The 18156-nt window shown below is 61.6% G+C and carries 15 protein-coding genes; 10 read left to right on the top strand and 5 right to left on the bottom strand.

What is annotated here, in order from left to right:
* The first annotated feature begins 17 nt into the window (after positions 1-17).
* Entirely contained in the window at positions 18-2402 is a 2385-nt protein-coding gene (locus AC1RS8_RS07225) for an efflux RND transporter permease subunit (RefSeq protein WP_057715020.1), read from the top strand.
* A 177-nt stretch (positions 2403-2579) separates the two neighbouring features.
* Here the strand turns inward: AC1RS8_RS07225 and AC1RS8_RS07220 are convergent, their stop codons facing one another.
* The gene (locus AC1RS8_RS07220) at positions 2580-3299 is read right to left on the bottom strand and encodes a FadR/GntR family transcriptional regulator (protein WP_032829613.1); all 720 of its coding nucleotides are present in this window, start codon (positions 3297-3299) and stop codon (positions 2580-2582) included.
* A 172-nt stretch (positions 3300-3471) separates the two neighbouring features.
* Positions 3472-5208, bottom strand: a complete 1737-nt coding sequence (locus tag AC1RS8_RS07215; RefSeq protein ID WP_057715018.1) for an IlvD/Edd family dehydratase — start codon at positions 5206-5208, stop codon at positions 3472-3474.
* Positions 5209-5402: 194 nt separating this feature from the next.
* On the opposite strand from AC1RS8_RS07215, the gene AC1RS8_RS07210 reads away from it, so the two are divergent.
* From AC1RS8_RS07210 to AC1RS8_RS07170, 9 genes are all read left to right on the top strand, one after another.
* Positions 5403-6725, top strand: coding sequence for an MFS transporter (locus tag AC1RS8_RS07210; protein WP_489340519.1), 1323 nt, complete (start codon positions 5403-5405; stop codon positions 6723-6725).
* A gap of 160 nt (positions 6726-6885) precedes the next feature.
* A complete protein-coding gene (gene araD1, locus AC1RS8_RS07205; protein WP_489340520.1) occupies positions 6886-7878 on the top strand; it encodes an AraD1 family protein in 993 nt (330 codons plus the stop codon).
* Positions 7879-7888: 10 nt separating this feature from the next.
* Positions 7889-9469, top strand: a complete 1581-nt coding sequence (locus tag AC1RS8_RS07200) for an aldehyde dehydrogenase (NADP(+)) (RefSeq protein WP_489340521.1) — start codon at positions 7889-7891, stop codon at positions 9467-9469.
* A 47-nt stretch (positions 9470-9516) separates the two neighbouring features.
* Positions 9517-9855 (top strand): DUF5629 family protein, encoded by a 339-nt coding sequence (locus AC1RS8_RS07195; RefSeq protein WP_407515376.1) that lies wholly within the window; start codon positions 9517-9519, stop codon positions 9853-9855.
* Positions 9848-11017, top strand: coding sequence for a lactonase family protein (locus AC1RS8_RS07190; protein ID WP_489340618.1), 1170 nt, complete (start codon positions 9848-9850; stop codon positions 11015-11017). The genes AC1RS8_RS07195 and AC1RS8_RS07190 overlap by 8 nt, the downstream gene beginning before the upstream one ends.
* Before the next feature lie 156 nt (positions 11018-11173).
* Positions 11174-11353, top strand: a complete 180-nt coding sequence (locus tag AC1RS8_RS07185) for a hypothetical protein (RefSeq protein ID WP_057715012.1) — start codon at positions 11174-11176, stop codon at positions 11351-11353.
* Between the two features lie 216 nt (positions 11354-11569).
* Positions 11570-11695 (top strand): hypothetical protein, encoded by a 126-nt coding sequence (locus AC1RS8_RS07180; protein WP_489340522.1) that lies wholly within the window; start codon positions 11570-11572, stop codon positions 11693-11695.
* Positions 11696-11810: 115 nt separating this feature from the next.
* On the top strand, positions 11811-12023 hold the full coding sequence (locus AC1RS8_RS07175; protein WP_489340523.1) for a hypothetical protein: 213 nt from the start codon (positions 11811-11813) through the stop codon (positions 12021-12023).
* A complete protein-coding gene (locus tag AC1RS8_RS07170; RefSeq protein ID WP_090455027.1) occupies positions 12020-12277 on the top strand; it encodes a hypothetical protein in 258 nt (85 codons plus the stop codon). Before AC1RS8_RS07175 ends, AC1RS8_RS07170 begins: the two co-directional genes overlap by 4 nt.
* 114 nt (positions 12278-12391) lie before the next feature.
* Here the strand turns inward: AC1RS8_RS07170 and AC1RS8_RS07165 are convergent, their stop codons facing one another.
* The 3 genes from AC1RS8_RS07165 to AC1RS8_RS07155 are packed head-to-tail and all read right to left on the bottom strand — an operon-like array spanning position 12392 to position 17867.
* On the bottom strand, positions 12392-12988 hold the full coding sequence (locus AC1RS8_RS07165; protein WP_489340524.1) for a glutathione S-transferase: 597 nt from the start codon (positions 12986-12988) through the stop codon (positions 12392-12394).
* A complete protein-coding gene (locus tag AC1RS8_RS07160; protein ID WP_493162480.1) occupies positions 12985-16626 on the bottom strand; it encodes an AAA family ATPase in 3642 nt (1213 codons plus the stop codon). Before AC1RS8_RS07160 ends, AC1RS8_RS07165 begins: the two co-directional genes overlap by 4 nt.
* Entirely contained in the window at positions 16623-17867 is a 1245-nt protein-coding gene (locus AC1RS8_RS07155) for an exonuclease SbcCD subunit D C-terminal domain-containing protein (RefSeq protein ID WP_489340526.1), read from the bottom strand. Before AC1RS8_RS07155 ends, AC1RS8_RS07160 begins: the two co-directional genes overlap by 4 nt.
* Positions 17868-18156 lie beyond the last annotated feature (289 nt).

Below are 18156 nucleotides of genomic sequence, written 5' to 3'. Positions count from 1 at the left end.
AATAAGAAGGCGGAGCTATGACTTCCTTGAGTACTCATCACCAGGACAAGGCGACGTTCCTCGAGCGCCTGATCTTCAACAACCGCCCGGCAGTGATCACGATCTGCCTGCTGGTCAGTATTTTTCTGTTCTGGCAGGCGACGCTGATCCGTCCGTCCACCAGCTTCGAAAAAATGATCCCGCTGGAGCACCCCTTCATCCAGAAGATGATGGAGCACCGCAACGATCTGGCGAACCTGGGCAACACCGTGCGGATCTCGGTGGAAGCCACCGATGGCGACATCTTCTCCAAGGAGTACATGGAGACCCTGCGTCAGATCAACGACGAGGTGTTCTACATCTCCGGCGTCGACCGTTCCGGCCTCAAGTCGCTGTGGAGTCCCAGCGTTCGCTGGACCGAAGTGACGGAAGAGGGCTTCGCCGGTGGTGAAGTGATTCCGCAAAGCTACAACGGCTCCCAGGCCAGCCTCGATCTGTTGCGCAACAACGTGCTCAAGTCGGGTCAGGTCGGGCGGTTGGTGTCCAACGATTTCAAGTCGAGCATCGTCGACATTCCGTTGCTGGAGTCCTACCCGGACCCGCAGGACCAGGGCAAGCTGCTGGCGCTGGACTATCGCCAGTTCTCCCACGAGCTTGAGGACAAGATCCGCACCAAGTTCGAAGCACAGAACCCGAACGTGAAGATCCACATCGTCGGTTTCGCCAAGAAAGTCGGCGACCTCATCGATGGCCTGGTGATGGTGGTGATGTTCTTCGGCGTTGCCTTCGTCATCACTCTGATCCTCTTGCTGTGGTTCACCAACTGCCTGCGCAGTACCGTCGCCGTGTTGAGCACGACGCTGGTGGCAGTGGTCTGGCAACTGGGCTTGATGCACTTCTTCGGCTTCGGGCTCGACCCCTATTCGATGTTGGTACCGTTCCTGATCTTCGCCATCGGTATTTCCCACGGCGTGCAGAAGATCAACGGGATCGCCCTGCAATCGAGTGAGGCGGACAACGCCCTGACGGCGGCGCGTCGCACCTTCCGTCAATTGTTCCTGCCGGGGATGATCGCGATCCTCGCCGATGCCGTGGGTTTCATCACGCTGCTGATCATCGATATCGGTGTGATCCGTGAGCTGGCCATCGGCGCATCCATCGGTGTGGCGGTGATCGTGTTCACCAACCTGATCCTGTTGCCAGTGGCGATTTCCTATGTCGGCATCAGCAAGCGTGCCGTCGACCGCAGCAAAAAGGACGCGACTCGCGAGCATCCGTTCTGGCGCCTGTTGTCGAACTTTGCCAGCGCGAAAGTGGCCCCGGTTTCCATTCTGCTGGCACTGGTCGCCTTTGGTGGCGGCCTTTGGTACAGCCAGAACCTGAAAATCGGCGACCTCGACCAGGGTGCCCCGGAGCTGCGTCCGGACTCGCGCTACAACAAGGACAACAACTTCATCATCAACAACTACTCCACCAGCTCCGACGTGTTGGTGGTGATGGTCAAGACCAAGTCCGAAGGCTGTTCGCGCTACGAAGCTATGGCGCCGATTGACGAGCTGATGTGGAAGATGCAGAACACCGAGGGCGTGCAGTCGGCGATTTCCCTGGTGACCGTGTCCAAGCAAATGATCAAGGGCATGAACGAGGGCAACCTGAAATGGGAAACCCTGTCGCGTAACCCTGATGTGCTGAACAACTCCATTGCCCGCGCTGACGGCCTGTACAACAACAGCTGTTCCGTGGCGCCGGTGCTGGTGTTCCTCAACGATCACAAGGCCGAGACCCTGGATCGCGCGGTACATGCGGTGCAGGAGTTCGCCAAGGAAAACAACAAGGAAGGCCTGGAGTTCATCCTCGCTGCCGGTAACGCCGGGATCGAGGCGGCCACCAACGAGGTGATCAAGAAGTCCGAACTGACCATCCTGGTCCTCGTGTACATCTGCGTCGCGGTCATGTGCATGATCACCTTCCGTTCTTGGGCGGCGACCTTGTGCATCGTGCTGCCGCTGGTGCTGACCTCGGTACTCGGCAATGCCCTGATGGCCTTCATGGGTATCGGCGTGAAAGTGGCGACCCTGCCGGTCGTGGCGCTCGGGGTGGGGATTGGCGTGGACTACGGCATCTACATCTACAGCCGCCTGGAAAGCTTCCTGCGTGCCGGCCTGCCGCTGCAAGAGGCGTACTACCAGACACTGAAGTCCACCGGTAAGGCGGTGCTGTTCACCGGTCTGTGCCTGGCCATCGGCGTGTGCACCTGGATCTTCTCGGCCATCAAGTTCCAGGCCGACATGGGCCTGATGCTGACCTTCATGTTGCTGTGGAACATGTTCGGTGCGCTGTGGCTGTTGCCGGCACTGGCGCGGTTCCTGATCAAGCCGGAGAAACTGGCGGGGCAGAAAGGCAATTCGTTGTTCGCCCACTGATCGACAGCTGAAACAAAAAAAGCCGCAACCTTGGGTTGCGGCTTTTTTATGCCCGATGGTTTCGCCCTGGAACCTGTGGGAGCGAGCTTGCTCGCGATAGCGGAGTGTCAGCCGCATTGATATCGAACATTCGGCCGCCATCGCGAGCAAGCTCGCTCCCACAGGGTTCTTTGGTGATCAGGCGGGATCGCTGCCAAGCACCACATTCAGCGCGCTGCGGGCATCGTCCAGCTGCACCAACGTCGCATGCCGCGCGCCGAGGGCGTCGCGGTTTTCGATGGCGGTCAGGATCGCCTTGTGCCGGGGCAGCGCCAGTTCATGCAGGTTCGGCCGCTGGTTCGAATGCTTCAAGGCTTCGGCGATGGCCACCGAGAGCATGTTGCACAGGTTGGCCAGCAGGTCGTTGTGCGTGGCATCTGCGATGCGACTGTGGAAATCCAGGTCCGGCTGCAATAGCGCCTCTGGCGTCGGGGCGGCTTCCATGCGTTGGTAGGCTTCACCGATGGAGGCAATGTCCGCCTCCGTGGCGAATTGCGCGGCGAGCGCGGCAGCGGCCGGTTCGATGATGCTGCGCACGCTGGTCAGCAGGTCGAAAAACTGATTCTGCGGACTGCTCTGCATCAACCAGTGCAGCACGTCCGGATCGAGCATGTGCCAGTCCTTGCGCGGCTTGACCACGGTGCCGACCCGCGGGCGGGAATACACCAGGCCCTTGGCGACCAGTACCCGGGTGGCTTCACGCAGCACCGGCCGGCTGACCGCATATTCTTCGCACAACAGCGCTTCGGCGGGCAGTTTGTCGTCGGGCAGGAAACGTCCCGAGACGATCTGCATGCCCAGTTCCTGGACGATGCGCGAGTGCATGCTTTTGCGGTCGGAGGGTTTGCGGTAATCCATGGGAAACGGCACGGTCCTGTGCGAAGAGGTGTCGCGCATGATAGCAGGCGCGGCGAGTCGACTGTAGGAGCGAGCTCGCTCGCGATGGACGTCAACGATAACGTGGGGAACCTGACACCCCGCGGCGGTCTCGGGTCCATCGCGAGCGAGCTCGCTCCTACAAGGGGGGGTGTCAGTGGGAGTGGCGCGGCACCTCGGCCCCACGGCAACCAACCAGGAAGTCGAAGTCGCAACCCTGGTCCGCTTGCAGCACGTGGTCGATGTACAACTGACGATACCCACCGACGATCAGGTTCTGTGGCGGTTGCAGATCGGCCATGCGCGCGGCCAGCTCGGTGTCCGCAATATCCAGGTGCAAGCGGCCGCTGGCGCAATCGAGTTCGATCCAGTCGCCTTCCTTCACTGCGGCCAGCGGACCGCCAGCAGCGGCCTCCGGGGCGACATGCAGCACAACCGTGCCGTACGCCGTGCCACTCATGCGCGCATCGGAAATACGCACCATGTCCGTCACACCCTGGGCCAGCAGCTTGGCCGGCAGGCCCATGTTGCCCACTTCGGCCATGCCCGGATAACCCTTCGGTCCGCAGTTCTTCATCACCAGGATCGAGTTGGCATCCACGTCCAGTTCCGGGTCGTTGATCCGTGCCTTGTACATGTCGAAGTTCTCGAACACCACCGCACGGCCGCGATGCTGCATCAGTTCGGGCGTGGCGGCGGACGGCTTGAGCACGGCGCCCAGCGGTGCCAGGTTGCCGCGCAATACACAGATGCCGCCATCGGCGCGGATCGGGTTGTCGAGGGTGCGGATCACTTCGTCCTCGCCATAGATCGGCGCGTCCCTGGTGTTCTCGCCGATGGACTTGCCGTTGACGGTCAAGGCGTTCGGGTTCGGGATCAGGTTGGCTTCGCCGAGGCGGCGCAGTACCGCCGGCAAACCACCGGCGTAATAGAACTCTTCCATCAGGAAGCGCCCGGACGGTTGCAGGTCGACGATGGTCGGCATGCCGCGACCGATACGGGTCCAGTCATCCAGGTCCAATTCGACGCCGATGCGCCCGGCGATGGCTTTCAGGTGGATCACTGCGTTGGTCGATCCGCCGATGGCGGCATTGACGCGGATGGCGTTTTCGAAGGCTTCCTTGGTGAGGATCTTCGACAGCTTCAAGTCTTCGCGCACCATCTCCACGGCACGCATGCCGGACATGTGCGCCAGCACATAACGGCGCGCGTCCACGGCCGGAATCGCCGCGTTGTGGGGCAGGGAGGTGCCGAGCGCTTCGGCCATGCAGGCCATGGTGGAGGCGGTGCCCATGGTGTTGCAGGTACCGGCCGAGCGGGACATGCCGCCCTCGGCCGCGAGGAAATCGTCAATGCTGATGGTGCCGGCCTTGACCTGTTCGCTGAGCTGCCAGACCACGGTGCCGGAGCCAATGTCCTTGCCCTTGTGCTTGCCGTTGAGCATCGGCCCGCCGGTGACGACGATGGCCGGCACGTCGCAACTGGCGGCGCCCATCAGCAGGGCCGGGGTGGTCTTGTCGCAACCGGTCAGCAGCACTACGCCATCGATCGGGTTGCCACGAATGGCTTCTTCCACGTCCATGCTCGCCAGGTTGCGGGTGAGCATGGCGGTAGGGCGCAGGTTCGATTCGCCGTTGGAGAACACCGGAAACTCCACCGGGAAGCCCCCGGCCTCGATCACGCCGCGTTTGACGTGCTCGGCGATCTGGCGGAAATGCGCGTTGCACGGGGTCAGTTCCGACCAGGTGTTGCAGATGCCGATGATCGGCTTGCCATGGAACTGGTGGTCGGCGATGCCCTGATTCTTCATCCAGCTGCGGTACATGAAGCCGTTCTTGTCGGCGGTGCCAAACCATTGGGCGGAGCGCAGGGTGGGTTTCTTATCAGACATGATCGATTCTCTTATTGTATGACTATATTGTTCGAGCTGAGGCGTAACATAAGCGCAAATTCTGCGCTTTGGAAGTGTTGTTGAGTAAATAGTATTACTATATAGTCCGCTCAAACGGAGGGATGGCCCTGGCGAATTCTTCGCGAGAGGCGTCCCCCGAGGTTCTATAACAACAACAATCGGAGACCGTTCTCATGAGCCAGGAACTGCGGCTTATCCGCCGCATCACGCTGAAACTGATTCCCTTCCTGATCCTGCTGTACCTGATCGCCTATGTGGACCGCTCCGCGGTGGGCTTCGCCAAATTGCACATGGGCGCAGACATCGGCCTGGGCGATGCCGCCTACGGTCTTGGCGCCGGGTTGTTCTTCATCGGCTACTTCCTGCTGGAAATCCCCAGCAACCTGATGCTCGACCGCTTCGGCGCACGGCGCTGGTTCGCGCGGATCATGGTCACCTGGGGCGCCATCACCATCGGCATGGCCTTCGTCCAGGGGCCGAACAGCTTCTATGTGATGCGCTTTTTGCTCGGCGCCGCCGAAGCCGGGTTCTTCCCGGGCGTTCTGTACTACATCACCCAATGGTTCCCGGTGCGCCATCGCGGCAAGATCCTCGGGCTGTTCATCCTGTCGCAACCCATCGCAATGATGATCACCGGCCCGGTGTCCGGTGGCTTGCTGGGCATGGACGGCGTGTTGGGGCTGCACGGCTGGCAGTGGCTGTTCATCGTCATTGGCGCCCCGGCGATCCTGTTGACCTGGCCGGTGCTGCGTTACCTGCCGGACGGCCCGCAGCAAGTGAAGTGGATGGACCAGGCGGAAAAGGACTGGCTGAGTGGCGAGCTGAAAAAGGATCTGGATGCCTACGGCCAGACCCGTCACGGCAACCCGTTGCACGCCCTCAAGGACAAGCGCGTCCTGCTGCTGGCGCTGTTCTACCTGCCGGTGACCCTGAGCATCTATGGCCTGGGTTTGTGGCTGCCGACCCTGATCAAGCAGTTTGGCGGCAGCGACCTGGTGACCGGATTCGTCTCGGCGGTGCCGTACATCTTTGGCATCGTCGGTCTGCTGATCATCCCGCGCAGTTCCGACCGCTTGAACGACCGCTACGGCCACCTCGCCGTGCTTTACGTGCTGGGTGCGATTGGCCTGTTCCTCAGCGCCTGGCTGTCGGTGCCGTTGCTGCAACTGGCGGCGTTGTGCCTGGTGGCATTCGCACTGTTCTCCTGCACGGCGGTGTTCTGGACCTTGCCGGGCCGCTTCTTCGCCGGAGCCAGTGCGGCGGCGGGGATTGCGTTGATCAATTCGGTGGGCAACCTCGGCGGCTACCTCGGTCCATTCGTGATCGGCGCACTCAAGGAATACACCGGCAACCTGGCTTCGGGCCTGTACTTCCTGTCGGGGGTGATGGTGTTCGGGCTGGTGTTGACCGGTGTGGTGTATCGCTTGCTGGAACGCAAACACGTCCTGCCAGCCGATCAATTTGCAGCAAGTGCACGTGGGGCTTCGCGCACCTGACAGGAAACAGCAAATCACCACGGACCCTGTGGGAGCGGGCTTGCCCGCGATAGCAATCTGTCTGGCACATCAATGTTGAATGTGCCGCCGTCATCGCGGGCAAGCCAGCTCCCACAGGGAGTCGTGTTTGCCCAGGTTCTGGGTTAACAGGAGAAAATTCATGCGTTTGGTTCAGTTCGAATTGAGTAACGGTGAACGTCGTGTCGGCGTGGTCGAGGCGGGCCTGGTCCGAGAAGTACAGGACGCGCGCACCGTTCGCGATCTGGCATTGGCGGCGATCGAGGCGGGCGCCAGCCTTGAGCAGCAGGTGCAAAGCCTGGGGCTGGGCATCAGCCACGACTATGCCGAGTTGCTGACACAACGGCGCATCCTGCCGCCCCTGGACCATGCGGACCCGGCGCACATGCTGATCAGCGGCACGGGCCTGACGCATCTGGGCAGCGCCTCGGCCCGGGATAAGATGCACCAGCAAAGTGGCGATGAAACCGCGATGACCGACACCATGCGCATCTTCAAATGGGGCGTGGAGGGCGGTAAGCCGGCGGCGGATGAAGCGGGTGTGCAGCCAGAGTGGTTCTACAAAGGCGATGGCGGCATCGTCGTCAGGCCGGGCCAGCCGTTTCCCCTGCCGCCGTTTGCCGAAGATGCCGGCGAAGAGCCGGAGATCGCTGGCCTGTACGTGATCGGTCACGACGGCAAGCCGTATCGCCTGGGTTTTGCCGTGGGCAACGAGTTCTCCGACCACGTCATGGAGCGCAAGAACTACCTGTACCTGGCCCACTCGAAACTGCGCAGCTGCAGCTATGGCCCGGAACTGCGGGTTGGCGAACTGCCGCAGCATCTGGCGGGCACCAGCCGCATCCTGCGTGACGGCGAAGTGCTGTGGCAGAACGAGTTTCTCAGCGGCGAGGCGAACATGTGCCACAGCCTCGCCAACCTCGAATTCCATCATTTCAAGTACAGCCAGTTCCTGCGCCCGGGGGACGTGCACATTCACTTCTTCGGCACGGCGACCCTGTCCTTTGCCGACGGCATTCGCACGCAACCGGGTGACGTGTTCGAGATCACCCAGGCTGAATTCGGCGCGCCATTGATCAACGGCATCGCACCGGTCGCAGCGGCTTTCGCGCCCGGCACCGTCGGCACACTTTGAGGAGTTACCCATGACCCGGATTCTTGGTCACAACTACATCGGCGGCCAACGCAGCGCTGCCGGTAGCATCAAGTTGCAGAGTGTCGATGCAACAACGGGCGAGGCTTTGCCCCACGATTTTTATCAGGCGACAGCGCAGGAAGTCGCTGCGGCGGCCGGCGCGGCGGCGGCCGCGTATCCGGCCTATCGCAGCCTGAGCGCGGAGCGACGGGCGCAGTTTCTCGAGGCCATTGCCGATGAACTGGATGCCCTCGGTGATGATTTTGTCGCTGTGGTCTGCCGCGAGACGGCGCTGCCCACCGGCCGGATTCAAGGCGAGCGTGGACGCACCAGCGGGCAGATGCGCCTGTTTGCCAAAGTCCTGCGTCGCGGTGATTTCTACGGCGCACGGATCGACCGGGCATTGCCGGAGCGTCAACCGTTGCCGCGTCCGGACCTGCGTCAATACCGTATCGGCTTGGGGCCTGTGGCGGTGTTCGGTGCCAGCAACTTTCCGCTGGCGTTCTCCACCGCCGGCGGCGATACCGCCTCGGCGCTGGCCGCCGGGTGCCCGGTGGTGTTCAAGGCCCACAGCGGTCACATGGCCACGGCTGAATGGGTGGCTGACGCGATCATTCGAGCCGCCGAGAAAACCGGGATGCCGGCCGGCGTGTTCAACATGATCTACGGCGGTGGCGTCGGCGAGGCGCTGGTCAAGCATCCGGCGATTCAGGCCGTGGGCTTCACCGGTTCGCTCAAGGGCGGTCGAGCCTTGTGCGACATGGCGGCGGCCCGTGCACAACCGATTCCGGTGTTTGCCGAGATGTCGAGCATCAACCCGGTGATCGTCTTGCCCGAGGCGTTGCAGGCGCGGGCCGACACGGTCGCCCGGGAGCTAACGGCGTCGGTGGTTCAGGGCTGCGGCCAATTCTGCACCAATCCGGGCCTGGTGATCGGCATTTGCTCAGCGCCGTTCAGTGCCTTTGTGCAGCAAGTGGCCGGGTTGATGGGCGATCAGCCGGCGCAAACCATGCTCAATACCGGAACCCTGAGCAGCTACGGTCAGGGCTTGCAAAAACTGCTCGCGCATCCGGGGATTGAGCACCTGGCCGGCAATCCGCAACAGGGCAATCAGGCACAGCCGCAGTTGTTCAAGGCCGATGTCAGCCTGCTGCTCGATGGCGACGAAGTGCTGCAGGAGGAAGTGTTCGGTCCGACCACGGTGGTGGTTGAAGTGGCCGATCATGCGCAACTGATGGCTGCCCTGAATGGCCTGCACGGCCAGTTGACCGCCACCGTCATTGGCGAGCCGGAAGACTTCGAACAGTTCGCCGGACTGACGGCGTTGCTGGAGCAGAAGGTCGGACGCATCCTGCTCAATGGCTATCCGACGGGCGTGGAAGTCTGCGAATCGATGGTCCACGGCGGGCCTTACCCGGCAACGTCCGATGCGCGCGGTACCTCGGTGGGCACACTGGCCATCGATCGTTTCCTGCGCCCGGTGTGCTTCCAGAACTACCCGGACAGCTTGCTGCCGGATGCACTGAAGAACGGCAATCCGCTGCGCATCCAGCGACTGGTGGATGGGCAGTCGTCCAGCGAGGCACTCTAGCGGCTGACCACAATCCCACAGGTTTGTGTGAAACTTTGGTCGGGTGCATGAGCTATCATTGCGTCTTTCTCATTCAAAGATTGATTGCCATGACTTCCCCAACCGACACCTTGCTCAATGCCCTCGAACACTGCGGAATGGTGGAGATCGACGGGCTGCATGCCTTCGAATTCGCCCTCGACGAGTTCGATAACCTGCACATTGAATGCATGGATGGCCGTGCGGCCAAACACTGGGAGTTCACTCCGGCGCAGGTCCAGGCCGCGACCTTCGACTCTACGCTGCAAAGCTGGTTGATCACCGGTGACTCGGGTGAACACCGTTTGGTGTGCCTGGGCGATGTCGTCAGCGGTGACAACGAAGATGACGACCAAGACGATGCGTAACCTCTGGCCACTGTTGATGGCCGGCAGCATCGGCGCCATGGGCGTCCAGGTCGCATCCGCCGAGGACTATCAACTGCTGGTAGGCTCCTACACCGCTGGTCAAAGCCAGGGCATCTACCGCCTGGCGTTCGACAGCCGCACCGGGCAGATCGATGCCAGCCCCCTGCAAGTGATCAAGAGCGAGAACCCGTCGTGGTTGACCCTGTCGAAGGATCAGCGACAGCTGTTCGTGGTCAACGAAAACGGCCCTGGTCAGACCGATCCGGTAGGGCGCGTCAGCAGTTTCGCGATTGATCCCAAGACCCACGCGCTGAGCCTGGTCAGCCAGGTGCAAAGCCTGGGCAACGAGCCGACCCATTCCAGCCTCAGCATCGATGGCAGCCATTTGTTTGTCAGTAATTACTCGGTGGCCGAAGACCCGGGCGGCACCCTGGCGGTATTGCCGGTGACGGCCGATGGCAAGCTCAAACCGGTGGTGCAGATGAGCAGCCACCCGGCGAGCCGGGTCAATCCCGAGCGCCAGGCATCGGCCCATGTGCACTCGACGATCCCGTCGCCGGACGGCAAATACGTGTTCGCCAATGACCTGGGCGCCGACAAGGTGTTTGCCTACCGCTTCGACCCCAAGGCCAACCCGGAACTGCCGTTGACCCCGGCCACCCCGGCATTCGTGCAACTGCCGCCGGGCAGCGGGCCGCGCCACCTGCTGTTCAGCGCCGATGGCAAACACGCCTGGCTGACCATGGAAATGAGCGCGCAAGTGGCGGTGTTCGATTACCACGACGGCCAACTCGAACAGACGCAGATGGTCGATCTGGCTGCCGGGCAACCGGTATCGGACAAGGCTGCGGCGGCGTTGCATGCCTCGGCTGACGGCAAGTTCCTCTACGTCAGCAACCGTGGCACGGCCAATCAACTGCTGGTGTTTGCCATCGATCCGGCGACCGGCCACCTCAGTGAGCTGCAACGGCGGGCGGTGGAGGGCGATCATCCGCGGGAATTCAGCCTCGATCCGAGCGGCAAATTCCTGTTGATCGCCAACCAGAAGAGCAACCAGATTGTCGTCGTCGAACGCGACGTCAGGACCGGTCTGCTGGGCAAGACCGTGCAAAAACTGCCGATGGATGCCCCGAGCGACCTCAGGTTTCTGCTGCGTCAATAAGCCGCAGGCCCCGGTTGATGGGGCCTGCCTGCTTTTATCAATGACGCTGATATCTGGTACTGCTACAAAGCATTTCAAGGCACGAACCCTCGAGGGTTAAGTTTGCTTCACGGCCCCACCGGGCAAGCAAGCCAACCGAATCCGAGGAATACCGTCATGAACTTCAACATCTTCTCTGTCATCGCCGCTTCCGCCATTTCCGCCACCGTTGCGCTGCCAGCCAGTGCCAACGTTGAAATCAGCGACAAAAAAGCCCACACCCAGAGCTACACCCCGAAGTACCTGCAACAGAGCGCCAACTTCTACGCCGCGCTGGATCACAAAACCCAAGCCTGAACGTCAGCCCTGCCTTTATGCAGGAGCGAAGTCACTGATGATCGAAGAGCCTGATGTTGAAAAACAGGTGTTGAAAACGATCAGAGTGATGTCGCTCCTGCATAACGCATTTGCGACAGCATCACTTTGCCATCAATGTCGCGCTTGATATCACATTGCCATGCGTTTAGATTGACGCTGATTTTTTGACTCCTCCTCACGGCAAGGATCGACAGCATGGTGACGCGTCTGGCATTGGTTCTACTTTTTCTCTATTCCACCCCCATTCTATCGGCAGCTGACCCCGTTTCGGTTGAGCCGGATGCTGCGCGCGAACGCTTGATGAGTTTTATTGAAGACTGAAATAGTCTGGCTTAATGATCAATGAAGTTGATGGTCACTATGGATATCCCTGAGTGGTTAACCCGGCTTTTTTGATCGATTCTGTGGGCATTGAAACATGCCTGCGGAGAACATCATGGCCAGCGCAATTCTCACTTCTGCCAAGCACGGCGCCTATGTGGCGATCGGTCTTTACCTTGCCATGGTGCTGGTGGTCAGCCTTTCAGCCCAGTCGAAATCCAGCTTTGAAGCACCGATCCAGGTCGCTCATCCCGGCATCCAGTTTGAACACCGTGCGCAAAACGCCAGCGTTGATCAGGCTGAACTCGCAGGAGTCGTCGGCGCATGAAAGGGCACAGACTCTGGGTCATCGCCTTCCTGGCGTTCATGACCAATGGATCCTCCCTGTTGGGGATCGGACAGGGCTCGGCAGGCTCGGTGGCACGGGCCATCGAAGCCAACCACAACATTGCCCGCAGCATCGAAAACGCCAATGCCCAGGGCATGCTGGCCGGCAATCCGCCGATCAGGAGTGAAGGTGTGGTTTTCGGCCCGTTCCAGGTCGATTGCTCGGCCATCGGGATGTGTCAGGTTCTGGCCTGAGTCTTCGACGCACCACGGACCTTTGTAGGAGCCAGCTTGCTGGCGATGGTGTATCAGGCACCACAGCGTCAACTGACTCACCTTCGCCAGCAAGCTGGCTCCTACAGGGGATGGTTATTTCTTCATGATTGATGTGAACAGGTCCGACTCCAAAAGCCGCTGTAGCCATGCCTGCAAGCGCAGGTAAGGGGTCTGCCCGAACCAATCGCGATCGACATGGGCGAATTGCCGTACGAACGGCATCAACGCCACATCCGCCAGACTTGGATGGTCCGCCAGCAAATAGTCGCGGCCTTCCAGCAACTGATCCAGCCTGCGCAGGAACACCTCACCCTCGCTGCGATAAACCTCCATCGGCTGCTCGGGATAACGTTCTGCGTACTTGTAGCGATTCAAGTGCACCTTGAACACCTGATCGTTCTGTTCAATCAAAGGGGCGATTTGCTCCGCTGCGACAGGATCATCCTTGAGCAACCAGTCCTGCGGATCGTTCTGAGCCAGGGCCCAGCGCATGATGTCGAGGCTTTCGTCGATCACCCGGCCATCGGCGCTGAGCACCGGTACCGTGCCTTTGCCCGACAGTGCGAGCATCTCGGCGGGCTTGGCCTTCAGGCTGACTTCGACGATGTCCACGGCCACTTCCGAATAACGCAGGGCCATGCGTGCGCGCATGGCGTACGGGCAGCGGCGGAAGGAATACAGCGTGTTCATTTCACCTCCAGGGTACTCAGGCCGTTGCCCTGGCGCTGGACCTGAATCTGCACCGGAATCCGTTCATGCATTTCCTGTACGTGGGAAATCACTGCGACCTTGCGGCCCTGGGCCTGCAAGCCGTCGAGGGCATCCATGGCCAGTTGCAGGGATTCGGGATCGAGGCTGCCGAAGCCTTCGTCGATGAACAGCGACTCGATTTTCAACGTGCTCGACGCCATCGACGCCAAACCGAGGGCCAGCGCCAGCGACACCAGGAAGGTCTCGCCACCGGACAGCGAATGCACCGAACGCAGTTCGTCGCCCATTTCGGTGTCCATCACCAGCAACCCGAGCATGCTGCCGCCGCGCTTGAGGCGATAGCGGCGCACCAGTTGGCGCAATTGCACGTTGGCGTGATGCACCAGCAGGTCGAGGTTGTAGGCCTGGGCGATCTTGCGGAAGGTGTCGCCGGTGGCGGAGCCGATCAACGCATTCAGGCGTGCCCAGCGTTGATACTCGTTGTAGGCGTCGGCAATCTGCTGCGCCAGGGCCTGATTGGCGTTCTGCCGGCGCTGGTCCTCGGCTTGCTCGGCGCGCAGTTCGGCGCAGTGTTGCTCGCTGGCGGCAGCGAGGTTTTGCAGGTCGATCAGCGCACTGGCCAATTGCTCGGCACCGAGGTTGCCGTTCTGTTGTGCCTGATGATTGAGCAGGTGTTTGTTGCGCTCCTGTACCAGGACGTTGGCCTGTTCGATGGCTTTCTCGCTGTGCTGCAAGCGCTGGCGCAGTTCGCTGACCTGGGTGTCGTCGACGCTCAACAGGTTTTCCAGGCCGCCGTCATCCAGCTCGGGATGACGGGCACGCCAGTCGCCGATCTTGCCGGCGAGCTCAAGTTCTTCGCCTTCCAGTGCATGCAAGCGTTCGCGCTGGGCCTTGAGCTCGGCGGCGATTTGCACTGACTGCGTGACGACGCTTTGCAACGTCTGCGCAGTGCTGGCTTCGGCGCTGCGTGCCTGTTCCACGGTCTGTTCCAGTTGCTGCTGCCAATGCTCGGCGCTGCTGTGTTCGCCGAGTAATTGCCCGAGTGTGTGCTGGCTCGCCTGTTGCTGCTCGGCCAGCCCGGTGAACTGCTGTTCGGCGGCCTGCAATTGCTGCACGCGGCTTTGCTGGCGATCCTGTTCCTTCTCCAGGTGTTGCTGGCGCTGTTGCTGCTCGGCCAGTTCTTCCTTTTGTTGTTCGAGTTGCGCCAGGCGCTCGGCGATCTGCCGGTCGAGCTGCATGAAAGTCGCGGCCGGTTCGACGCGCAGCGCTTGCAGGGTTTCGGCTGGCAGCAGGTTGGCGAATGCCTTGAGTTCTTCGTCCAGACGCTGGCGGTCGTTGTTCAATTCGCGCTGTTGATTGCTCAGGTGCTGGGCCGCTTGCTGGTGCGCGATTTCGGCATGGCGCAGTTGCTGGGTCAGGCGTGCGGCATCCTGTTGCAGGGTGAGCAGCGCGCTCTGCCGTTGCTCGTCCTGGCTGATGCTTTGGTTGAGCTGACTGTTTTGCTGAACGAGCCAGGCATCGCGTTTGGCGGGATCCTGATTCAGCAGTTGGGCCGCCAGCGGGTGCGCTTCCAGGCTCGGTGCGAGGGCTTGCTGCTGGGTCGCCAGTTGCTCCTGCTGTTGCAGCAGTTCCTTTTGCTGGGCGATCAGCCCGCCGACTTCGGCACGCAGGTCAGTGAGTTTTTCCTTGAGCAGGTCGACGGCCTTTTGCGCGTTGGCCTGTTCGCTTTCATCAAAACGACCGAGGCTTTGCAGCAGGGCTTCGGGCTGATGATAGGGGTGCTCGTTGCTGCCGCAGACCGGACATGGCTGATCGTCCTGCAACTGCGCGCGCAGCTCTTCGACACTGGCACTGCGCGCCAGACGCTGACGCTCCAGCAGTTCGCGAGTGACGTTGAGAGTCTGTTCGGCAACGCTAAGATCAGCCTTGGCCTTGACCCCGTCCTGGGTCAGGCGTTCACGTTCCTGCTGCGCGGTGAGCTGGCGCTGTTGCAGCTCGGCGCTGCGTTTATCCAGGTCCTGCTGGCTGGCCCACAGGCGCGCAAGGTCTTCGACGGCGCGCAGTTGCTTGCGGTTGTCCTGCAACAGGCTACCCAGGATGCCGATCTGTTCGGCGACGGCATCCGGTTCGGCACCGGCCTCCTTGAACAGCACCTCCAGTTGCTGCTTCTGCGCGGTGAGCGCCTGGTCGGTGCTCGCGGCGTTTTGTTCGAGGCTGGCCAGTTCGGCCTGGCCCTGATTCAGTCGATTGCCGATCAGCATCAACTGTTGCAGCCGGTCGCGATAGGCATTCCAGGCATCGCTCAGCGGTGCCAGATGCGTGCTTTGCTCAAGCCCGGTGGCGATGCGCTGCAAGTCCCCGGCGCCTCGGGCTTGCTGATCGAGCAAGGTCTGAATCGTGCCCTGGCCCTGGGTGCAGGCCTGTTGCGCCTGTTGCCTGGCTTCGGCGCTGAGGGCGGTGTCCTTGGCCAGGCGGGCGAGGGTGCTTTGGGCTTCGAAGGCCTGACGCAGCAACGGCGCGCTGTCGGCTTGTCGCTGTTGGGTTTCGCTCAAGGCGATCCGGGCGCTGCTCAGCTGTTGCTCAAGCTGCGTCTGGTGCTCACCGAGTTCGCCATGTTGCTGCGTCTGCAAGGCAATTTGCGCCGCCAAGGGTGTCAGCAGCGCGTCGACCTCGGCTTTACGGGCGAACTGGTGCCGTTGCGGGGCCAGCTGTTCGAGACGGATGAGCCTCAAACGCTCACTGGTCAAGGCCTCCCAGTGGGTCTGCGCCGATTGCAGTTGTTCGCTGGCGGCCAGATGCTCGTCCTGCAATCGACGCAGGTCCTTGAGCCAGGTGTCCTGCAGTTCAAGTTGTTTGAGCTGCGCCTGTTGGGTCTTGAGTTGTTGCTGCGCCTGGCTGAAGCGCTCATCCAGTTCCGCGCGGGCTTCGGGTGACAGCGGCGTTACCCCGCTGGCCTGATCCTGCAGCAGCTTGTGCGCCTCGCGGGCCTCCTTGGTCTTGTCGAAGGCCCGACGACCGAGGCGGGTGTAGAGCGCGGTGTCGGTGAGTTTTTCCAGCAGTTCGCTGCGGTCGTTGTCGTCGGCCTTGAGGAACGCGCTGAACTCGCTTTGCGCCAACATCACCGCGCGGGTGAATTGTTCGAAATTCAGCCCCAGCGCGGCTTCGAGCTGAGTCTTGTATTCACCTTTCTGGCTGGCGAGCAATTGATCCTGATCGATGTCACGCAAGCTCTGGCGGCTGGCCTGCAGCTTGCCAGCGGCCTTGTCCCGGGCGCGATTGGCCTCCCAGCGGGCGCGGTAGCGGCGGCCGTCGACGCCGACGAAATCCACTTCCGCATAGCCTTCACCCGTGCCGCGACGCAACAGGGTGCGCGGGTCGCCGGTAGCGATTTCGCCGTCGGCGTCCGGCACCTTGGCGTCGCGGCCGGTGTTGTTCAGGCGCGGTACGGCGCCAAACAGCGCCAGGCACAGGGCATCGAGCAAGGTGCTTTTACCCGCGCCGGTGGGGCCGGTGATGGCGAACAGTCCGGCACTGGCCAGAGGTTCGGCGGTGAAGTCGATTTCAAATGGCCCGGCCAGGGAGGCAAGGTTTTTCAGGCGGATCGCGAGGATTTTCATGGTTGTTCGCTCTCCATCTGCACGTCCTGCAACAGCTCGGCAAAGTCCTTGAGGGTCTGCTCGTCGACCTCGCTGCCGTAGTTGTCCTGCCAGGCGCGGCTGAACAGTTCCTGAGGCGTGAGTTGGTCCAGTTCGATCAGCGTGCTGCCTTCGTCGGTACCGTCACGGCCGCCGTTGCCGGCGTACTCGGCGGCGATGCGCACCAGGCGCACGGCCTTGCCTTGCAGGGCGGTTTCCACTTGATTGCGCAGGTCGGGCTGCGGTTCATCGAGGCGTACCCGCACCTCCAGCCATGGCTGGCGCTGGATGTCGGCCAACAGGTCGATGTTCGGCAGGTCTGCCAGTTGCACCAGGATCTCGCTCAATGGCGCCGGGCCGATGCGTTGCAGGTTGACCGCGCGGGGGATCAGTTTCGGCTCGACGCTGAGCAGGGTTTCGCCATCGAGTTTGATGTCGAGGATCTGGTGCTGATAGCTGATCTCGGAGAACGACAACGGAATCGGCGAGCCGCTGTAGCGGATGCGCTCCTCGCCATTGACCTTCTGCGGCTTGTGCAAGTGGCCGAGGGCAACGTAACTGATGCTCGGTCCGAACAGGCTGGCGGGCAGGGCTTCGGCATTGCCGATGATCAGGCTGCGCTCCGAGTCTTCCGACACCGAACCGCCCGCCATGTGCGCGTGACTGATGGCGATCAGTGCCTGGCCTTTCTTGCGCTTTGCGTTCGCCGCCTCGATCAGCCATTCATGGACCTGGCCAATGCCACGCAGGTAGTTGTCGCCCAGATGCGCGCCGGTGACTTCGGCAGGGCGCAGGAACGGCAGCGCCAGGCACCAGGCGACGGTTTTGCCCTTGGCATCCGGCAGCGGCAACAGCAAACGCTCGGCATCCAGTTGCCCGTCATCCAGCCACAGCACACGACCGAGCGCATGCGTGCGCAAGCGGCGCATCAACGGCGCGGGCAGTTCGATCCGCGAGCCGGAATCGTGGTTGCCGGCAATCATCACGATGGTCAGCAACGGCTGCTGTTCGTGGGCGCTGACGATGAAGTCGTAGAGGCGCTCCTGGGCTTTGACCGGCGGATTGACCGTGTCGAAGATATCGCCGGCGATCAACAGCACATCCGGCTGGTCGAGCTTCAATTGACGCAACAGCCACTCGAGAAAACAGCCGTGTTCGAAATCGCGATCCTGGCCGTGCAGGTTCTGCCCGAGGTGCCAGTCGGAGGTGTGAAACAAGCGCAAGGCGAACTCCGCTACAAATAGGTAATGGCCGCGTGAAAAATGAAGGCGGCGAAAGGGGGAAGAGTTTACTGGCAAACGGTCGGGAATGCAGAAGGCAAAAAAAGCAGCCTGCGACAGCTCCTACAGAGTATGCGCATATCCAATGTAGGAACTGCCGCGGCTGCGCTCATTCGAACTTGTTGTTGGTAGAGGGGCGCGCCTTGTCGAGATACATTGGCCTTCGGGACGTCTGGTGTTGAGGGTGATACAAGATCTTTCGACGTCGATCAGGGCCGGCATGCTGTTCGAA

This window comes from Pseudomonas sp. GW821-FHT12A04 (assembly GCF_058807755.1).
This window is presented reverse-complemented; position numbering and strand designations above follow the sequence as displayed.

Coding starts and splice junctions, on each gene's coding strand:
- AC1RS8_RS07225 (WP_057715020.1), top strand. CDS start 18: ATGACTTCCTTGAGTACTCATCACCAGGACAAGGCGACGTTCCTCGAG.
- AC1RS8_RS07220 (WP_032829613.1), bottom strand. CDS start 3,299: ATGGATTACCGCAAACCCTCCGACCGCAAAAGCATGCACTCGCGCATC.
- AC1RS8_RS07215 (WP_057715018.1), bottom strand. CDS start 5,208: ATGTCTGATAAGAAACCCACCCTGCGCTCCGCCCAATGGTTTGGCACC.
- AC1RS8_RS07210 (WP_489340519.1), top strand. CDS start 5,403: ATGAGCCAGGAACTGCGGCTTATCCGCCGCATCACGCTGAAACTGATT.
- araD1 (WP_489340520.1), top strand. CDS start 6,886: ATGCGTTTGGTTCAGTTCGAATTGAGTAACGGTGAACGTCGTGTCGGC.
- AC1RS8_RS07200 (WP_489340521.1), top strand. CDS start 7,889: ATGACCCGGATTCTTGGTCACAACTACATCGGCGGCCAACGCAGCGCT.
- AC1RS8_RS07195 (WP_407515376.1), top strand. CDS start 9,517: ATGAGCTATCATTGCGTCTTTCTCATTCAAAGATTGATTGCCATGACT.
- AC1RS8_RS07190 (WP_489340618.1), top strand. CDS start 9,848: ATGCGTAACCTCTGGCCACTGTTGATGGCCGGCAGCATCGGCGCCATG.
- AC1RS8_RS07185 (WP_057715012.1), top strand. CDS start 11,174: ATGAACTTCAACATCTTCTCTGTCATCGCCGCTTCCGCCATTTCCGCC.
- AC1RS8_RS07180 (WP_489340522.1), top strand. CDS start 11,570: ATGGTGACGCGTCTGGCATTGGTTCTACTTTTTCTCTATTCCACCCCC.
- AC1RS8_RS07175 (WP_489340523.1), top strand. CDS start 11,811: ATGGCCAGCGCAATTCTCACTTCTGCCAAGCACGGCGCCTATGTGGCG.
- AC1RS8_RS07170 (WP_090455027.1), top strand. CDS start 12,020: ATGAAAGGGCACAGACTCTGGGTCATCGCCTTCCTGGCGTTCATGACC.
- AC1RS8_RS07165 (WP_489340524.1), bottom strand. CDS start 12,988: ATGAACACGCTGTATTCCTTCCGCCGCTGCCCGTACGCCATGCGCGCA.
- AC1RS8_RS07160 (WP_493162480.1), bottom strand. CDS start 16,626: ATGAAAATCCTCGCGATCCGCCTGAAAAACCTTGCCTCCCTGGCCGGG.